The sequence below is a fragment of the Ancylobacter lacus genome (assembly GCF_018390635.1).
Taxonomy (GTDB): domain Bacteria; phylum Pseudomonadota; class Alphaproteobacteria; order Rhizobiales; family Xanthobacteraceae; genus Ancylobacter; species Ancylobacter lacus.
In genome coordinates this window covers 1-15,806 of sequence record NZ_JAHBGE010000057.1, presented here as the reverse complement: position 1 = coordinate 15,806, position 15,806 = coordinate 1, and the positions used below count along the sequence as shown (strand labels likewise).

General features: G+C 70.0%; 16 protein-coding genes. 10 read left to right on the top strand and 6 right to left on the bottom strand.

Annotated features, from left to right (window positions below):
- The first annotated feature begins 1 nt into the window (after position 1).
- The 4 genes from KHC27_RS13960 to KHC27_RS13945 all read left to right on the top strand — a co-directional run bounded on the left by KHC27_RS13960 (position 2) and on the right by KHC27_RS13945 (position 3,270).
- A complete protein-coding gene (locus KHC27_RS13960; protein WP_213339994.1) occupies positions 2 to 790 on the top strand; it encodes a peptidoglycan-binding protein in 789 nt (262 codons plus the stop codon).
- Positions 791 to 908: 118 nt separating this feature from the next.
- Positions 909 to 1,292, top strand: a complete 384-nt coding sequence (locus KHC27_RS13955; RefSeq protein ID WP_213339993.1) for a RidA family protein — start codon at positions 909 to 911, stop codon at positions 1,290 to 1,292.
- Positions 1,293 to 1,423: 131 nt separating this feature from the next.
- Positions 1,424 to 2,254, top strand: coding sequence for a creatininase family protein (locus KHC27_RS13950; protein ID WP_213339992.1), 831 nt, complete (start codon positions 1,424 to 1,426; stop codon positions 2,252 to 2,254).
- Positions 2,251 to 3,270, top strand: coding sequence for an Ldh family oxidoreductase (locus KHC27_RS13945; protein ID WP_213339991.1), 1,020 nt, complete (start codon positions 2,251 to 2,253; stop codon positions 3,268 to 3,270). The genes KHC27_RS13950 and KHC27_RS13945 overlap by 4 nt, the downstream gene beginning before the upstream one ends.
- Positions 3,271 to 3,338: 68 nt before the next feature.
- Here KHC27_RS13945 and KHC27_RS13940 read toward each other — a convergent pair whose 3' ends face one another.
- Together KHC27_RS13940 and ppa are read right to left on the bottom strand one after the other, a co-directional pair.
- Complete coding sequence (locus tag KHC27_RS13940; RefSeq protein WP_213339990.1) at positions 3,339 to 4,058, bottom strand: phosphoribosyltransferase; 720 nt, start codon at positions 4,056 to 4,058, stop codon at positions 3,339 to 3,341.
- A 147-nt stretch (positions 4,059 to 4,205) separates the two neighbouring features.
- Positions 4,206 to 4,736, bottom strand: a complete 531-nt coding sequence (gene ppa / locus KHC27_RS13935) for an inorganic diphosphatase (RefSeq protein ID WP_213339989.1) — start codon at positions 4,734 to 4,736, stop codon at positions 4,206 to 4,208.
- 563 nt (positions 4,737 to 5,299) lie between these two features.
- Here ppa and aztA point away from each other — a divergent pair.
- The 6 genes from aztA to KHC27_RS13905 all read left to right on the top strand — a co-directional run bounded on the left by aztA (position 5,300) and on the right by KHC27_RS13905 (position 11,079).
- Positions 5,300 to 6,055 (top strand): zinc ABC transporter ATP-binding protein AztA, encoded by a 756-nt coding sequence (gene aztA / locus KHC27_RS13930; protein WP_213340152.1) that lies wholly within the window; start codon positions 5,300 to 5,302, stop codon positions 6,053 to 6,055.
- Positions 6,052 to 6,924 (top strand): metal ABC transporter permease, encoded by an 873-nt coding sequence (locus KHC27_RS13925; protein WP_213339988.1) that lies wholly within the window; start codon positions 6,052 to 6,054, stop codon positions 6,922 to 6,924. The genes aztA and KHC27_RS13925 overlap by 4 nt, the downstream gene beginning before the upstream one ends.
- Positions 6,925 to 6,966: 42 nt before the next feature.
- Entirely contained in the window at positions 6,967 to 7,953 is a 987-nt protein-coding gene (locus KHC27_RS13920; RefSeq protein WP_213339987.1) for a metal ABC transporter substrate-binding protein, read from the top strand.
- Positions 7,954 to 8,094: 141 nt separating this feature from the next.
- A complete protein-coding gene (locus tag KHC27_RS13915) occupies positions 8,095 to 9,069 on the top strand; it encodes a CobW family GTP-binding protein (RefSeq protein ID WP_213339986.1) in 975 nt (324 codons plus the stop codon).
- Positions 9,070 to 9,217: 148 nt separating this feature from the next.
- Positions 9,218 to 10,228, top strand: coding sequence for a WD40 repeat domain-containing protein (locus KHC27_RS13910; protein WP_213339985.1), 1,011 nt, complete (start codon positions 9,218 to 9,220; stop codon positions 10,226 to 10,228).
- Positions 10,229 to 10,338: 110 nt separating this feature from the next.
- A complete protein-coding gene (locus KHC27_RS13905; RefSeq protein ID WP_213339984.1) occupies positions 10,339 to 11,079 on the top strand; it encodes an acetoacetate decarboxylase in 741 nt (246 codons plus the stop codon).
- A gap of 93 nt (positions 11,080 to 11,172) precedes the next feature.
- On the opposite strand, the gene KHC27_RS13900 is transcribed toward KHC27_RS13905, so the two are convergent.
- The 4 genes from KHC27_RS13900 to KHC27_RS13885 form a co-directional block, all read right to left on the bottom strand.
- Entirely contained in the window at positions 11,173 to 12,504 is a 1,332-nt protein-coding gene (locus KHC27_RS13900) for a phenylacetate--CoA ligase family protein (RefSeq protein ID WP_213339983.1), read from the bottom strand.
- 252 nt (positions 12,505 to 12,756) lie between these two features.
- Positions 12,757 to 13,746 (bottom strand): nickel/cobalt transporter, encoded by a 990-nt coding sequence (locus KHC27_RS13895; RefSeq protein WP_343210912.1) that lies wholly within the window; start codon positions 13,744 to 13,746, stop codon positions 12,757 to 12,759.
- Positions 13,743 to 14,387 (bottom strand): DUF1007 family protein, encoded by a 645-nt coding sequence (locus KHC27_RS13890; protein WP_343210911.1) that lies wholly within the window; start codon positions 14,385 to 14,387, stop codon positions 13,743 to 13,745. The genes KHC27_RS13895 and KHC27_RS13890 overlap by 4 nt, the downstream gene beginning before the upstream one ends.
- Before the next feature lie 127 nt (positions 14,388 to 14,514).
- The gene (locus tag KHC27_RS13885) at positions 14,515 to 15,549 is read right to left on the bottom strand and encodes an aspartate-semialdehyde dehydrogenase (RefSeq protein ID WP_213339982.1); all 1,035 of its coding nucleotides are present in this window, start codon (positions 15,547 to 15,549) and stop codon (positions 14,515 to 14,517) included.
- Positions 15,550 to 15,806: the final 257 nt, after the last annotated feature.

Sequence of the window (15,806 nt, the reverse complement as noted above, 5' to 3'; positions counted from 1 at the left end):
CATGCTTCCAGTCGATGCGGAATTCATCCGCAAGGTTGCTCCACGCTTTTCCGGCAAGTTCGCCGAGGCGCAGGCGGCCATCATCTCCGCCATCGGGCCTGCGCTGGCCGCGACGCTCGAGCGCTACGACATCGGCGCCCCGCTGCGCATCGCCCATTTCATGGGGCAGGTGACGCATGAATGCGCCGGCTTCCGCACCACGCAGGAATTCGCCTCCGGCGCCGCCTATGAAGGCCGCCGCGACCTCGGCAACACCGAGGCGGGCGACGGCCGGCGCTTCAAGGGGCGCGGCCTGCTGCAACTGACCGGGCGGGCCAATTACAAGGCCTATGGCGAGGCGCTCGGCATCGACCTCGTGGGCGAGCCGGAGCGGGCGGCGGAGCCCGTGCTGTCGCTGGTGATCGCCTGCGAGTACTGGAAGCGCCGCGGCATCAACAAGGCCGCCGACGCCGACGACCTCGTGACCGTCACCCGCCTCGTCAATGGCGGCCAGAACGGGCTGGACGAGCGCGGCGCCTATCTGCGCAAGGCCAAGGCCGCGCTTGCCGAGATGCGGGCGGTGGTGGTGGCGGCGCAGGAAGGCGGGTTGTCCCCGGTGCTGCGCCGCGGCTCCCGCGACGATGCGGTGGGCGAACTGCAGAGGCTGCTGCGCGCCAGGGACTACCCGGTCGCGGTCGACACCGATTTCGGCGCCGCCACCGAACTCGCGGTGATCGCCTTCCAGCGCGCCCAGCGGCTGGAGGCGGATGGCATTGTCGGCCGCAAGACATGGGAGGCGCTGCGCGCCTGAACTCGACGCCGGGTCGGTTCTGCCGGCGGCGGAGAGCGGCGGTCTGCGCCGTCAGCGCATGCAGGCTTTCGCCGCTGCGGGGGGTTGCGCGCCGGGGCTGCGGGGCTAGGCTGGCTGCATGCTGCGCCATCTCGTCCCCTCCGCCGTCCGCGCTCCCTTCGCCCGCTACAGCCACGCCGTGGAGGTTCCGCCCGGCGCCCGCCTGCTGCTGGTTTCCGGCCAGCTCGGCATCGCACCGGACGACGCCGTGCCGGAGGGGGCCGAGGCTCAGGCCGACATCTGCTTCCGCGCCATCGCCGCCTGCCTTGCCGAAGCCGGCATGATTCCGGCCGACATCGTGCGCCTCAACGCCTATGTCACCGACCGCGCCCATATGGCCGGCTACATGGCCGCGCGCGACCGTTTCGTCGCCGATCCGCCGCCGGCCTCCACCCTGATGATCGTTTCCGGCTTCACTCGCCCCGAGTTCAAGGTGGAGATCGAGGCGCTGGCCGCCCGCTGAGGGGGGTGAGGCACGCGGCAGGGCCGCCGGACGCCGATCGGGCTTGTCGCCCGCCGTGCCCTGCTTCTATGACGGAACCGAACGAGACGAGCGCCGCCCCGGCTCAGCGGCGGCGCGGAACAGGAACGCACATGCCGCCGAAACGCTTCTGGACGGAACTGAGCTGGGGCGACTTCGCCCAGGGCGACACCGCGAACTGGATCGCGGTGCTGCCGGTGGCGGCGGTGGAGCAGCATGGTCCCCATTTGCCGGTCGGCGTCGACGTGATGATCGGCCAGGCCTATCTCGACGCGGTGCAGCGCCTGTTGCCCGAGGAACTGCCGGCGGTGTTCCTGCCAATGCAGTGCGTCGGCAAGTCCAATGAGCACATCGACTTTCCCGGCACGCTGACGCTGTCGGCCGAAACCGTGATCCGGGCCTGGACAGAGATCGGCGAGAGCGTCCACCGTGCCGGGGTGCGCAAGATCGTGTTCGTCAATTCCCATGGCGGCAACGTCTCGATCATCGACATCGTCGCCCGCGACCTGCGGGCCCGGCTCGGCATGCTGGCGGTGACCATCTCGTGGCACCGTTTCGGCTATCCCGACGAACTGTTCAGCACCCGCGAGCGCCAGCACGGCATTCATGCCGGCGGCATTGAAACCTCGCTGATCATGGCCGCCCGTCCCGACGTGGTGCGGGAGGAGGCGATCGCCGACTTCGCGCCGGCGACGCTGGGCATGGAGCAGGAATTCGCCTATCTGCGCGCCGGCACCCCCGCCGGCTTCGGCTGGATGGCGCAGGACATCCAGCCCACCGGCGCCATGGGCGACGCCACCGAGGCGACGCCGGCCAAGGGCGAGGCGTGCCTTGCCTTCGGCGCCCGCGCCTTCATCGCCTTGCTGGACGACGTGCACCGCTTCGATCTCGCCCGGCTTCCGGGCGGGCCGCTGGGTGCCACCGGCCCGGGGGCCGGCGCGTGAGCGCCCCGGAAGGGCGCCGCCTCTCCCTCGACGAGGCCCGGTCCTATGCCGCACAGGTGCTGGAGCGCTTCGGCACCGCGCCCGCCAATGCCGCCGGCACCGCCGCTGCGCTGGTGAATGCCGAGGCGGACGGGCTCGCCAGCCACGGCCTCGCCCGGCTGCCGAGCTATGCCGCCATGGCGGCGGCGGGCAAGATCGACGGTCACGCCCGGCCGACGCTGCGGCGGCTGGCGCCGGCCATACTCGGCGTCGACGCCGGCAACGGCTTTGCCTATCCCGCCATCGATCTCGCCCTCCCGGCGCTGGAGAGTCTCGCCCGCGAGACCGGCATCGCCTTTTGCGGCCTGCGCCGCTCCAGCCATTTCGGCGTGGCCGGCCATCCGGCGGAGCGGCTGGCCGAACGGGGGCTGGTGGCGCTGGCCTTCGCCAATGCCTCGGCCTCGATCGCGCCGTGGGGCGGGCGGCGGGCGCTGTTCGGCACCAACCCGCTCGCCTTCGCGACGCCGCTGAAGGACCGGCCGCCCGCCGTGGTCGACCTCTCGGTCGCCAAGGTCGCGCGCGGCAATGTGCTGGCGGCGGCCCAGCGCGGCGAATCGATTCCCGAGGGCTGGGCGCTGGACCGCCACGGCAACCCCACCACCGACGCCAAGGCCGGGCTCGCCGGCACCATGGTGCCGATGGGCGAGGCCAAGGGTACGGCGCTGGCTTTCGTCATCGAGGTGATCTCCGCGGCGCTCACCGCCTCGACCTTCTCCTTCGACACGCCGAGCTTCTTCGACGGCGAGGGCCCGCCAGCCGCGGTCGGACAGGTCCTCATCGCCATCGACCCCGGCCGTGCCGCGGGGCCGGCCTATCTCGACCACCTCGAACGGCTGGCCCATGCCATCGAGAACGAGCCGGGCGCCCGGCTGCCCGGCACCCGGCGCCTCGGCAACCGCGCCCGCGCCGCCCGCGAGGGCGTGCTGCTCACCGCCGCGCTGGAGGCGGCGCTGGCGGGCATGGGCTTTTCCGGCTGAAGCCGGCGGCGCCCCGGCGGTGCCGCCAGCACGTCCGGGAGGCGCTGCCGGGGCGTGAGGCCGGCGCTTCAGGCCGGCAGGGTCGACCAGTCGGGATACCAGCCGCCCTCGCCCTTACGGAACAGCGGGCAGCCGATTGGCGCCCGCACCAGCCCGGGCCACGCCGGGTCGATGGCGCCAAGGGTCTTCTCCCAGACCCGGGTTTCCTTGATGGCGGTGGAAACCCCCACGACATTGGCGCCGATCCGCCGCATCAGCTCCAGCTCGGCGGAGACGGTGCCGCCGGTCGAGATCACATCCTCCACCAGCAGCACGCGGCGGCCCTCCAGCCGCTCCAGCAGCCGGGGGTCGATGAAGACCGTCTTCGGCTTGAGCGGGCTGGTGATGGAGATGACCGGTATGGACAGCTCGTCCTCGAACCAGAACTTGCGGGAATAGCTGAGCGGTACGTAATGGGCGTGGCCGAGCTTCTTCGCCACCGAGGCGGCGAGCACCATGCCGAGGGTCGGCATGCCCACCACTACCTCGGGAGCGAGGTCGCGCACCTGCTCGGCCATGGCGGAGGACAGCCGGTCTTCCAGCGCGAAGGAATTCTCGGTGATGCAGAGATAGGCAATCGCCGTATCGAAATCGGGCGGTAGCGCGAGGAAGGGAAGCTCGGCCCAGTCGCCGTCCGGCAGCTTGACCGGGTAGGTGTTGCCGTAGGGTGGCGGGCCGACCTCGCTCAGCTCGGCGGCGGGAATGATGCGGTCGCGGTAGCTGCCGCGATTCGGGAAAGCGAGGGGCATGAGGAACTCCGACACGGGTGGTGCCGGCGTCCAGCAATGAAAATGCCAAGGGCCGCCTCGCACGTGGCGGGCGGCCCTTGTTGTCTGTCGGAACCGTCCGGCAATGGGCGGTTCAGGTGGGTGTCCGCTGCGGCTTTACCGCGGGGCTCACTTCGCCGAGGCGGCGGCGATGGCCTTGCGGATCACTTCCTTGGCCATCTCGGTCGGGGCCCAGTCGGCCACGGTGACCTTCTTGCCCTTCTCCAGATCCTTGTAGTGGGTGAAGAAGTGGGCGACCTGCTCCACGATCAGCGGCGGCAGGTCGGCATAGGTGTTGATCTTGGAGTGGTAGGGGTAGACCGAGTTCGCCGGCACCGCGAGGATCTTCTCGTCGCCGCCCTTCTCGTCGGTCATCATCAGCACGCCGACCGGACGGCAGGCGATGACGGAACCGGCCAGCACCGGGATGGGCGAAATCACGATTACGTCGAGCGGGTCGCCATCGTCGCCCAGGCTCTGGGGGATGAAGCCGTAATTGCCGGGGTAGAACATCGGCGTGTGCAGGAAGCGGTCGACGAACAGCGCGCCGGATTCCTTGTCCAGCTCGTACTTCACCGGCGCGCCACCGGCCGGAATCTCGATGAAGGCGTGGATCTCGTCCGGCGGGTTCGGTCCGGCCGAAATGCGCGAAATGTCCATGAGGAAGGCTCCCGATCGGCGTGCCGGCTCATCCGGCAAAAGAGGCGTCTCCTATAGGTCGCCGAAGGCGCGGCGTCGAGATGGTGCAATGCGACAATTGTAACGCGCGGGCGGCTCTCGCAGCGGCAAGGTGATACAAAGTCTCATTTTCGGGATGGACAGGGCTTTCCGATATGATGTATCAGAAGCGCCATGCTCGCTGCTCGCCACCCCCGCCCTGCCTCCAGCGCCGCCGAAACAGGTCCGGTTCCATCGGGCGCGTCCCATGCCGGGCACGGTCCTGGCGCGGCCCACCCCGCCGGCGGCCATGATCACAGGGACCACGGCCATACGACGCACGGCCACGCGGCGCATTCTCATGACGCTCATGCTCCCGCCCGCACCCATGCCGCGGGCCATCCGGGCGGTCACGCCCATACGGCGCGGCGGCCGGTGGTGCCGGGTGCCTCGCTGCTGCGGCTGGCGGTGTGGCAGCGCCTCGCCATCGTGGTGCCGCTGGCCGGGCTGCTCTGGGCGGCGGCCCTCTGGGTTATCGCGGGAGGCAGCTCGTGAGCGCGGCGCCGATGGCTTCCGGCGGCAAGGTTCTGGCCTTCCGCAATCTCACGCTCGGCTATGACCGCCACCCGGCGGTGCATCACCTCCATGGCGAGGTGCCGGCCGGTGACATGCTCGCGGTGTGCGGGCCGAACGGGGCCGGCAAGTCGACCCTGCTCAAGGGCATCATGGGCGCGCTGCGCCCGCTCTCGGGCGGCATCGAGCTGGCCGGCCTGTCGCCCCGCGACGTCGCCTATCTCCCGCAGGCCGCCGAGGTCGATCGCAGCTTCCCGATTTCGGTCTATGACCTCGTCTCGATGGGGCTGTGGCGCCGCACCGGCCTGTTCGGCGGAGTCGGGCGCGCCGACCATCGCCGGATCGAGGAGGCCATCGCCGCCGTCGGGTTGGCCGGCTTCGAGATGCGGCCCATCGGCACGCTGTCCGGCGGGCAGATGCAGCGCTCGCTCTTTGCCCGGCTGCTGCTGCAGGATGCCCGGCTCATTCTGCTCGACGAGCCCTTCACCGCGCTGGACGCCGCCACCGTGGCGGATCTGGTGGCGCTGGTCGAGCGCTGGAACGCCGAGTCGCGCACCGTGCTCGCGGTGCTGCACGATTTCGAGCTGGTGCGCCGGCATTTCCCCCGCACCCTCCTGCTCGCCCGCACCCCGGTGGCGTGGGGGGCGACGGGCGAGGTGCTGTCCGACGGCAATCTCCGCCGTGCCCGCCAGATGTGCGAGGCCTGGGACGAGGGCGCCGCGATCTGTGCGCCGGAGCGTGCGGCATGACCGTGTATGACGCGCTCATCGGCCCTTTCGCCGAGTTCGATTTCATGCGCCGCGCCCTGGTCGGGGTGCTGGCGATCGCGGTGGGCGCTGGCCCGGTGGGCGTGCTGCTGATGCTGCGGCGGATGAGCCTCACCGGTGACGCCATGGCGCACGCCATCCTGCCCGGGGCGGCGGTGGGCTTCCTCGCCGCCGGGCTGAACCTGTTCGCGATGACCGTCGGCGGCCTCGTCGCCGGCTTCACCGTAGCGCTGGGCGCCGGGGCGGTGGCCCGGGCGACGGAGATGAAGGAGGACGCGGCTCTGGCGGCGTTCTACCTGGTTTCGCTGGCGCTCGGCGTTCTGCTGGTGTCGTTGCGCGGCTCCAACGTGGACCTGCTGCACGTACTGTTCGGCACGGTGCTGGCGCTCGACGACGCCACGCTGCTTCTGATCGTCGGCATCTCCACCGTGTCGATGCTCATCCTCGCCGTGCTCTGGCGTCCGCTGGTGCTGGAGTGCGTCGATCCCGGCTTCCTGCGCTCGGTGAGCCGGGCGGGGGCGCCGTCCCACCTCGTCTTCCTCATGCTGGTCGTGCTGAACCTCGTCGGTGGGTTCCATGCGCTCGGCACGCTGCTCGCGGTCGGCATGATGATGCTGCCCGCCGCCGCCGCCCGCTTCTGGGCGCGGGACCTCACCGCCATCGTGCTGATCTCGACGCTGGTCGCTGCGGCGTCGGGCGTGGTCGGCCTGCTGGTGTCGTATCATTTCGGCGCACCCTCCGGGCCCGCCATCATCCTCGTCGCCGGCGTCGGCTACGCGCTGTCGGTTCTGTTCGGCCCCGTCGGCGGGCTGCTGCCGCGCTTCGTGCCGCGGCGCCATCTCGAAGCCTGAGCCCCTTATCGCTCCCGTCTGTCTGAAACGGAGATCCTTCCCATGCGGTTGGTCCTGCTCTCCCGGCGTCATGCCGTCTTCGCCGCCTTCGCGGCCACTCTCGCGCTCGCCCATCCCGCCGCCGCGCAGGACGCGGCGTCCGCCCGGCTGCCGGTGGTGGCGACCTTCTCCATCCTCGGCGACATCGTGAAGCAGGTCGGCGGCGACCGCATCGCCGTCACCACGCTGGTCGGCCCCAATGGCGACACCCACGTCTATCAGCCGACGCCCAACGACGCGAAGGCGGTGGCCGGGGCGAAGCTGGTGTTCGAAAACGGGCTCGGCCTTGAAGGCTGGATGCCCCGCCTGGTGAAGGCGTCCGGCAGCAAGGCGGAGCTGGTGGTGGTCACCGAAGGCGTCACCCCGCGCTATCGCACCGCCGAAGAGCCGCAGGACGACGACGAGGCCGAAGCCGGCCACGACCACGGCAAGAAGGCGGCCGACAAGGGCCACGACCATGGTCCGCTCGACCCGCATGCCTGGCAGAACGTCGCCAATGTCGAGATTTACGCCGCCAATATCCGCGACGCGCTGATCGCCGCCGATCCCGCCGGTACGGATGCCTACAAGGCGCAGGCCGCCGCCTATATCGAGAAGCTCAAGGCGCTCGACGTCGAGGTGCGTGCCGCCATGGCCACCATTCCGCAGAACCAGCGCCGCATCATCACCTCGCACGATGCGTTCGGCTATTTCGGCGACGCCTATGGCCTGAAGCTGCTGGCGCCGCAGGGCGTCTCCACCGAATCCGAGGCGTCGGCCAAGGATGTCGGCCGCATCATCCGGCAGATCAAGGCGGAGAAGATCCCGGCGGTATTCCTCGAGAACATCTCCGATCCCCGCCTCGCCGACCGCATCGCCAAGGAGTCCGGCGCGAAAGTCGGTGGCACGCTCTATTCCGACGCGCTCTCCGATGACAAAGGACCGGCGAGCACCTACATTGACATGATACAGTATAACGTCCGCGAGCTTTCCTCGGCGCTGTCGAGCTGAGCTTCGGCACGGGACGTGGCGACCGGCCCGGCAGGCAAACCCTGCCGGGCCTCCCGCGTTTTCGATACCGGGACGCGGATGGCCGGGACTGCACCCGGCCGCGACGCATGTGAAGGCTGGCGACAGCCAAGGAGACCGACGATGCCCGACGTCCAGACCGACAAGATTCCCGTCACCGTGCTCACCGGCTATCTCGGTGCCGGCAAGACCACGCTGCTCAACCGCATCCTCTCCGAGCCGCACGGCAAGAAATTCGCCGTCGTCGTCAACGAATTCGGCGAGATCGGCATTGACAACGACCTCGTCGTGGGCGCGGACGAGGAAGTGTTCGAAATGAACAACGGCTGCATCTGCTGCACCGTGCGCGGCGACCTCATCCGCATCATCGACGGTCTGCTGAAGCGCAAGGGCGAGTTCGACGGCATCATCGTTGAGACGACCGGCCTTGCCGACCCCGCGCCGGTGGCGCAGACCTTCTTCGTCGACGAGACCGTCGGCGCCAAGACCACGCTGGACGCGGTGGTCACCGTCGCCGACGCCAAGTGGCTGAAGGACCGGCTGAAGGACGCGCCGGAAGCGAAGAACCAGATCGCCTTTGCCGACGTCATCCTGCTCAACAAGACCGACCTTGTCACCGAGAGCGAACTGAAGGACGTCGAGCTGCGCATCCGCGCCATCAACCCCTTCGCCCGCATCCACCACACCCAGCGCTCCAACATCGCGATCGACCGCGTGCTGGGGCAGGGCGCTTTCGATCTCGAGCGCATCACCGCCATCGATCCCGACTTCCTCGAAGGCGGCCACAAGCATTTCCACGACGAGGAGATGAAGTCGGTCTCCTTCTCCTCGGACAAGCCGCTCGATCCCGACCGCTTCTTCCCGTGGATCCAGGAACTGGTCCAGCGCGAGGGCATCAACATCCTGCGCTCCAAGGGCATCCTCGCCTTCAAGGACGACCCCGACCGCTTCGTGTTCCAGGGCGTGCACATGATCCTCGACGGTGACCACCAGCGGCCGTGGGGTGCCGACGAGGCGAGGCTGAGCCGCATCGTCTTCATCGGCCGCCAGCTCGACACGGCGGCGCTGGAGAAGGGGTTCCGCGCCTGCATCGCGTGACCCCCCACACCGGCGGCGGCGCGGCGGTCCATCGCGTCCCGCTGCGCCCTGCCGGGGTGACGCGCGCCGCGTTTTCCGCTAACCGGCGGATGTGCCGCCTCCGTGCGGCCCCGCCGTCGAGCCCGCCGCCGAGCCGTCGAGTAGCCCCATGCCGCCCCTGCCGCCGACCCCGCCCGCCGCTCCCTCCTCGCTGACCTCCAAGCTTCGTCCGCTCGACCTCGGTGGCGAAGCCGTCGGGGTGCGCTTCCTCGGGCAGGTCGCGCTGTTCGCGACGGGCAATGGCGCCCTGGTTCTCGCCGAGGCGGGCGAGCCGCGCCGGATCGCGGCCCATCGCGGCGCCATCCTTTCGGTTGCCGGTGATGCCCGCAGGGTGCTGACCGGCGGAGATGATGGGCGCGTCGTCGCAACGCTGGGCGACGGCAGCTCGACCACTCTCGCCGAGCAGAAGGGCCGCTGGATCGATGCCGTGGCCAGCGGGCCGGACGGGGCCTTTGCCTGGTCCGCCGGAAAGACCGCCCATTTCCACCCGGTGAAGGGCGAGCCAAAGACGTTGGACCTGCCCTCCACCGTGGCCGGCCTCGCCTTCGCGCCGAAGGGTACGCGCCTCGCCATCGCCCATTACAACGGCGTGACGCTGTGGTTCCCCAATGCGGTGGCTACCCCCGAATTCCTCGAATGGAAGGGCTCGCACCGCGGCGTGCTCTGGCATCCCGAGGGCAAGTTCCTCGTCACGACCATGCAGGAGCCGGCGCTGCACGGCTGGCGGCTGCCGGAAGGCGCGCATATGCGGATGAGCGGCTATCCCTCGCGGGTGCGCTCGATGCAGTTCACCGCCGGCGGCCGCTACCTCGCCACTTCGGGTTCGACCGAGGTGATCCTCTGGCCCTTCATGAGCCGCGAGGGGCCGATGGGCAAGCAGCCGACCATGGTCGGCCAGCGCGACATGCGGGTTTCCGCGGTGGCCTGCCATCCCAAGGAGGAGATCGTCGCCTGCGGCTATGAGGACGGCATGGTGCTGCTGATCCGCATCAATGACGGCGCCGAAATCCTGCTGCGGGCCCCTGCCGCCAGCCCCATCACCGCGCTGGCGTGGCGCGGCGACGGCGGCGCGGTGGCCATGGGCACCGAGGACGGCAAGGCGGGGCTGGTCATCCTCTAAGGCCGGTGGGGCCGCACATTCGGCGGGCGCCCGGCGGGGCGCATTTTGTCTCCCCGCTGCCATCTGCGGCCGGTAGAGTGGTGGTACCGCAGTCGCAGGGAACTCCCGCCATGAAGATCGCCGACGTTCGCCGCTCCGCCGTGTCGATGCCGCTCACCAGCCCGTCCTACCCCACCGGCCCCTACCGCTTCTTCGACCGCGAATATCTCATCATCACCTACCGCACCGACATCGAGGCGCTGCGGGCGGTGGTGCCGGAGCCGCTCGAGGTCACCGAGCCGATCGTCAAGTACGAGTTCATCCGCATGCCGGATTCCACCGGCTTCGGGGATTACACCGAGACCGGGCAGGTGATTCCCGTCACCTTCGAGGGGCGGGCCGGCGGCTATGTCCATTCCATGTATCTCGACGACGAGGCGCCCATTGCCGGCGGCCGGGAAATCTGGGGCTTCCCGAAGAAGCTGGCCAAGCCGACCTTCAAGGTGGAAAGCGACGTGCTGGTCGCCAGTCTGCATTATGGCAGCGTGCTCTGCGCCTCCGGCACCATGGGCTACAAATTCAAGAAGGCCGACCACGACGCGGTGCTGAAATCCCTGCTGAGCCCGAGCTGGCTCATCAAGATCATTCCCCATGTCGACGGCACCACCCGCATCTGCGAGCTGGTCGAGTATTACCTTGAGGATATCGAGCTGAAGGAAGCCTGGACCGGCCCGGCGGCGCTGGGCCTGTTCCCCCACGCCATCGCCGATGTCTACAAGCTGCCCGTGCTCGAAGTGCTCTCCGCGGTGCATCTGAAGGCCGACCTCACGCTCGGCCTCGGCAAGGTCGTGCACGACTACATGCAGGACTGAGCCTGCTTTGGGGCAGGATGGCGCGGGCTTGTCATAAGGCTCGCGCCATCCTCACGGGGCGGTTGTGCCGGCCCGCCCCGTGCCGGCCGCGCCTCAGACCCGCTCGTCGCTCACCAGCCGCCCGTCATTGGGCAGGCCCTCATGCACCAGCTCGACCCGCCCGGCGATACGGGCTATGCGGGCCAGCGACGCCGCCACCCGTGCCGCCAGCGCCGCCCGTTGGGCGTCGCCCTCGCCGCCGGTCTCCTCCTCGATCAGCCCGCAGAGCACCGCCTCCTCGCCCGCCCCGGTCTGGCGCAGGCTGAGCCGGACCCGCTTGAGCTCGGGGTGGCTGCGGCGGAGCTGGGCGATCTGCGCCGCCGAGATGCTGACCTCGCCGAAGCGCGCCTGCTGCTCCGCGCTGCCCAGCCAGCCCGCCAGCCGCAGATTGGTGCGGGCGGCCGGCCGGTCGGGCAGGCACTCGGCGGTGAGCTGGCCGGTACCGAGGCGGATGAAGGGGTGGTGCGGGTCGAAGCTGGTGATCACCAACTCGCCCGCCTCGCCCGGCGCCACCGGCTCTCCCGTGCCGGGATGAACGATCTCGGCAATGAGGTCCTCGTTCAGCACGAAGCCACCCGCGCCGTCCTCGAAGGCGACGATGCCGATCTCCGGCACCAGCATGGTGTCGAACACGTCGACCCCCCGGCGCTGGATCAGCGCGCGGGTCGCCGGGTCGGTGCCGCCTTCGGTGAGGAAGGCGATGCCGAGGGAGGAGACGTCCCGCCCGGTCGCCGCCGCCCGGTCCAGCAACCGCAGCACCAGCTCGCCGGTGCCGGCGATGGCGGTGGGCATCAGGTGCTCGATGATCTCGATGCGCAGGTCCAGCTCGTCGCTGAACTCGGCCGGCCCGGCCGGCACCACCGGGCTGCCCAGCGTCCGGCAGGCCGAATCCACGATGAAGCCGGTGGAGGCGAGGTGGTAGGGCAGGGCGTTGATCACGACGTCGCCCTTGCGCACGCCGGCGGCGTGCAGCGCCCGGCCGGCGAGCCAGGAATCCTGCCCGGTCGCCTCCGGCGCCAGCACCAGCCTGGCGCCTGCGGGGTTGGCGAAGATGCGCTTGAACGAGCCGGCCGGCTCGGGCACCAGCCCGCCGAAGGGCGGCCGGCCCGCCTGCATCGCCGCCAGATCGCCCCGCCGCAGCACCGGCAGGCGGGCGAGGGCGGCGCGGCTGGCGACGTCGCCGGGCAGGGTGCCGTTGGTGAGCCAGGCCCATCCGCGGGCGACGCGGGCGCTGCGCAGCAGATGCGGCAGCCGGCTGAACAGAAGCTGCTCGCGTTCCTCGCGCGAGGCGGTCTCGCGGTCATCGAGGCAGTCGGCCGCGGCAAGCTCCGGCGCCGCGGCGCCGGTCCGGGAGCCGGACGATCGGAAAGCCGTGAGTGTCACCATGTTCCATCTCCGAGCAGGACCTCGTGGTCTCCACCCCTCGGGGAACGGTGCGGCCGGGCCGTCGCGGGCACGTCTGGCAGCGGGGCGCGGCCCCGTCTGGTCAGGCGGTCATGCGGTCGCGGCGGCCATGGGTCTCGTCCTCCGGTGCGGTGGCGGGCGGGGGCCCGTCCACGGGTCTGGCGTTTCCTCCGGGTGCCGTTGGCCGGCACCTCGTACCCGGACATAGTGACGCAGCGGCGGCCGCCGTCAAGTTCACGAAAAGAAGAGCCGTTCGCTCGCCATGTAGCCGGTCAGCAGGGCGAGGCCGAAGGCGACCAGCGCCAGCGCCGCGGCGAACTCCAGCCCGCGCAGCAGCAGGGCGCCGCCGCCGGGGCGGCTGCCGGCCAGCCGCACCGCGATCTGCTTGCCGAACACGGCGAGGGCGGCGGTGGCGGTGACGGTGAGGGCGGTGCCCACCGACATCAGCAGGGTGGAGGCGGCACCCACCCAGAAGATGCCCTGCGCCAGCGCGAAGACCAGCACCAGCACCGCCCCGGTGCAGGGGCGCAGGCCGATGGAGAGCACCGCCGCCGTCCACGCCGCCCAGCCGCCGCCGGCCCTGGGCAGGGCGTCCGGGCCCGGCAGGTGGAGATGGCCGTCCTCGCAGCCGCAATCGGCGCCGTGCACATGGGCCGGCGGGGTGCCGCGCCAGGCGGCGAGCAGGCCGCGGCCCTTGGCGAGGGCGAGACGGGCGCCCATCACCACGATGAGGCTGTAGGCGGCGATCTCGATGATCGAGACCGCGCGCTGCATGGTGGTGGCGGTGGCGCCGAGCAGCACGGCGAACACGCCGGCCACCGCGATCGCGGTGAGCGCCTGCACGAAGGCGCTGGCGAAGGCCAGCACCGCGCCGCGCTTCAGCGTCGCCTCGTTGGCGAGGATGTAGGACGAGATCACCGCCTTGCCGTGGCCGGGGCCGGCGGCGTGGAAAATGCCATAGGCGAAGGAGATGCCGCCCAGCATGGGCAGCGCGCTGCCGTCCTGCCGGGAGGCCTTCACCGCGCTGGTGAGCAGGCGGTAGAACTCGGCCTGCTTGGCGAGGATGAAGCCGACGAGGCCGCCCGGCTCGGGCGGGGGCGGGGCGACGCCGACCCCGAAGGGCGAGGCGGCATGGGCGAGGGCGAGGGTGCCGAGCAGCGCCGCCAGCGCCAGCCCGGCGGTGGCGAGGCCGGCGCCCACGGGTCGGCGGAGCGGGGCCGTCACGGACACTTCACCGTGACGCGGTTGGCGAACTGCGAGCCGAAGTCGCTGGCGGTGGTAAGCGCGGTGAAGAAGGATTCCGACAGCGTGGTGGTGGCGCCCAGCGCCGGGTCGGGCCGGTGCAGGTCGACGGCGCAGCCGGCGGGGGCGCCGGCCAGCTTCACCGGGTTGTTGTCGGCGAGGGCGAAGGCGACGAAATAGGTGGGGTCGTAGACGTCCAGCGTCGTCAGCCCGGCCGATTCCGGCGGCTTCTCGAACGGCAGGGTGAAGTGCAGCGTCAGCGCGGTGCCGTCATAGGACAGGGAGTAATCGCGCGGCGGCTTGAAGGGCAGCTTGTCCTTGCCGCGCCGGGCATAGGTGAAATAGTCGAATTCCTTCAGCGAATCGATGTTCACCTGGGCGAGGTCCTTCAGCGTCTTCTCGCTGGGCTTGCCGTCCGGGGTGGTCTCCAGCCCCTGCAGGGCGAAGGTCGAGAAGCCTTCGTCGAAGGTCCAGTCGTGGCGCACGCCGGTGACGCGGCCGTCCGGGGCGTAGTCCAGCTCCGACTTCACGCTCACCCACACATGGGGGTGCGCCGAGGCGGGGGCCGCGAGGGTGCAAAGCACGGTGCCGGCAAGCAGGGCTGCGGCGGCGGTTTTCAGCACGACGGTCTCCTCATGCGGCCGATGCCCGAATCCTGACGGCGGAGTTCGGCGAAATCTCGACGCTCTGGCAATGAAAAAGGCGCCTTGCGGCGCCTTTCATCGTCGTCATCGCGCCGGGGTTGCCGGCTCACGCCGCCTTCTGCTTGGGCGCGAGGAGCTTGCGGTTCACCAGAACCTCGGCGATCTGCACCGCGTTGAGCGCGGCGCCCTTGCGCAGATTGTCCGACACGCACCAGAAGGACAGGCCGTTCTCGACGGTGGCGTCCTCGCGGATGCGCGAGACATAGGTGGCGTCCTCGCCGGCCGCCTCATAGGGGGTGATGTAGCCGCCGGGCTCGCGCTTGTCGACGACCAGGATGCCCGGCGCGTTGCGCAGGGCCGAGGTCGCCTCCTCCACCGTGATCGGCTTCTCGAACTCGACATTCACCGCCTCGGAATGGGAGATGAAGACGGGCACGCGCACCGCGGTGCAGGTCAGCTTGATCTTGGGGTCGAGGATCTTCTTGGTCTCGGCCATCACCTTCCATTCCTCCTTGGTGTAGCCGTCCTCCATGAAGACGTCGATGTGGGGAATGACGTTGAAGGCGATGCGCTTGGGGAACTTCTTGGCCTCGACCGGGTCGGAGACGAAGACCGCGCGGGTCTGCGAGAACAGCTCGTCCATCGCGTCCTTGCCGGCGCCGGACACCGACTGGTAGGTGGCGACGACCACGCGGGTGATGGTGGCGAGGTCGTGCAGCGGCTTCAGCGCGACCACGAGCTGGGCGGTCGAGCAGTTCGGATTGGCGATGATGTACTTCTTGACGAAGCCCTTGATGGCGTCGGCGTTGACTTCCGGCACGATCAGCGGAACGTCGGAATCGTAACGCCAGGCCGAGGAATTGTCGATCACGACGCAGCCCTTGGCGGCGATGCGCGGCGACCATTCCTTCGACACCTCGCCGCCCGCCGACATCAGGCAGATGTCGACGTCGGAGAAATCGTAATTCTCCAGGGCTTTGACCTTGAGCGTCTTGTCGCCGAACGAAACCTCGGTGCCGACCGAACGGCGGGAGGCGAGCGCGACCACCTCGTCCGCGGGAAAGCCGCGTTCGGCGAGGATGTCGAGCATTTCACGGCCCACATTGCCTGTGGCGCCGGCTACGGCGACCTTGTAGCCCATCTGTCTCTCCTGATGGCCCTGCCATTCACAGGCTCGGGCGAGGGCGGGCTTTTACGCCGAAAGGCTGAGAAGGGCAAGGTTGCGCGGGTTTTGACCCGCACCCCACCCACCCCCCGCACCAAAAGCCCCGCGCCGCGAGCGGCCGGGGGTGTGCGTCAGGCCCTTCGCCCGTCGAAGGGCGTGCGGGGCGCCGGGGCGGATCTGTAGCGCGAAAAATCAGATGGCAGTGCGCGAAAGATCAGATGGCAGCGCCAGAA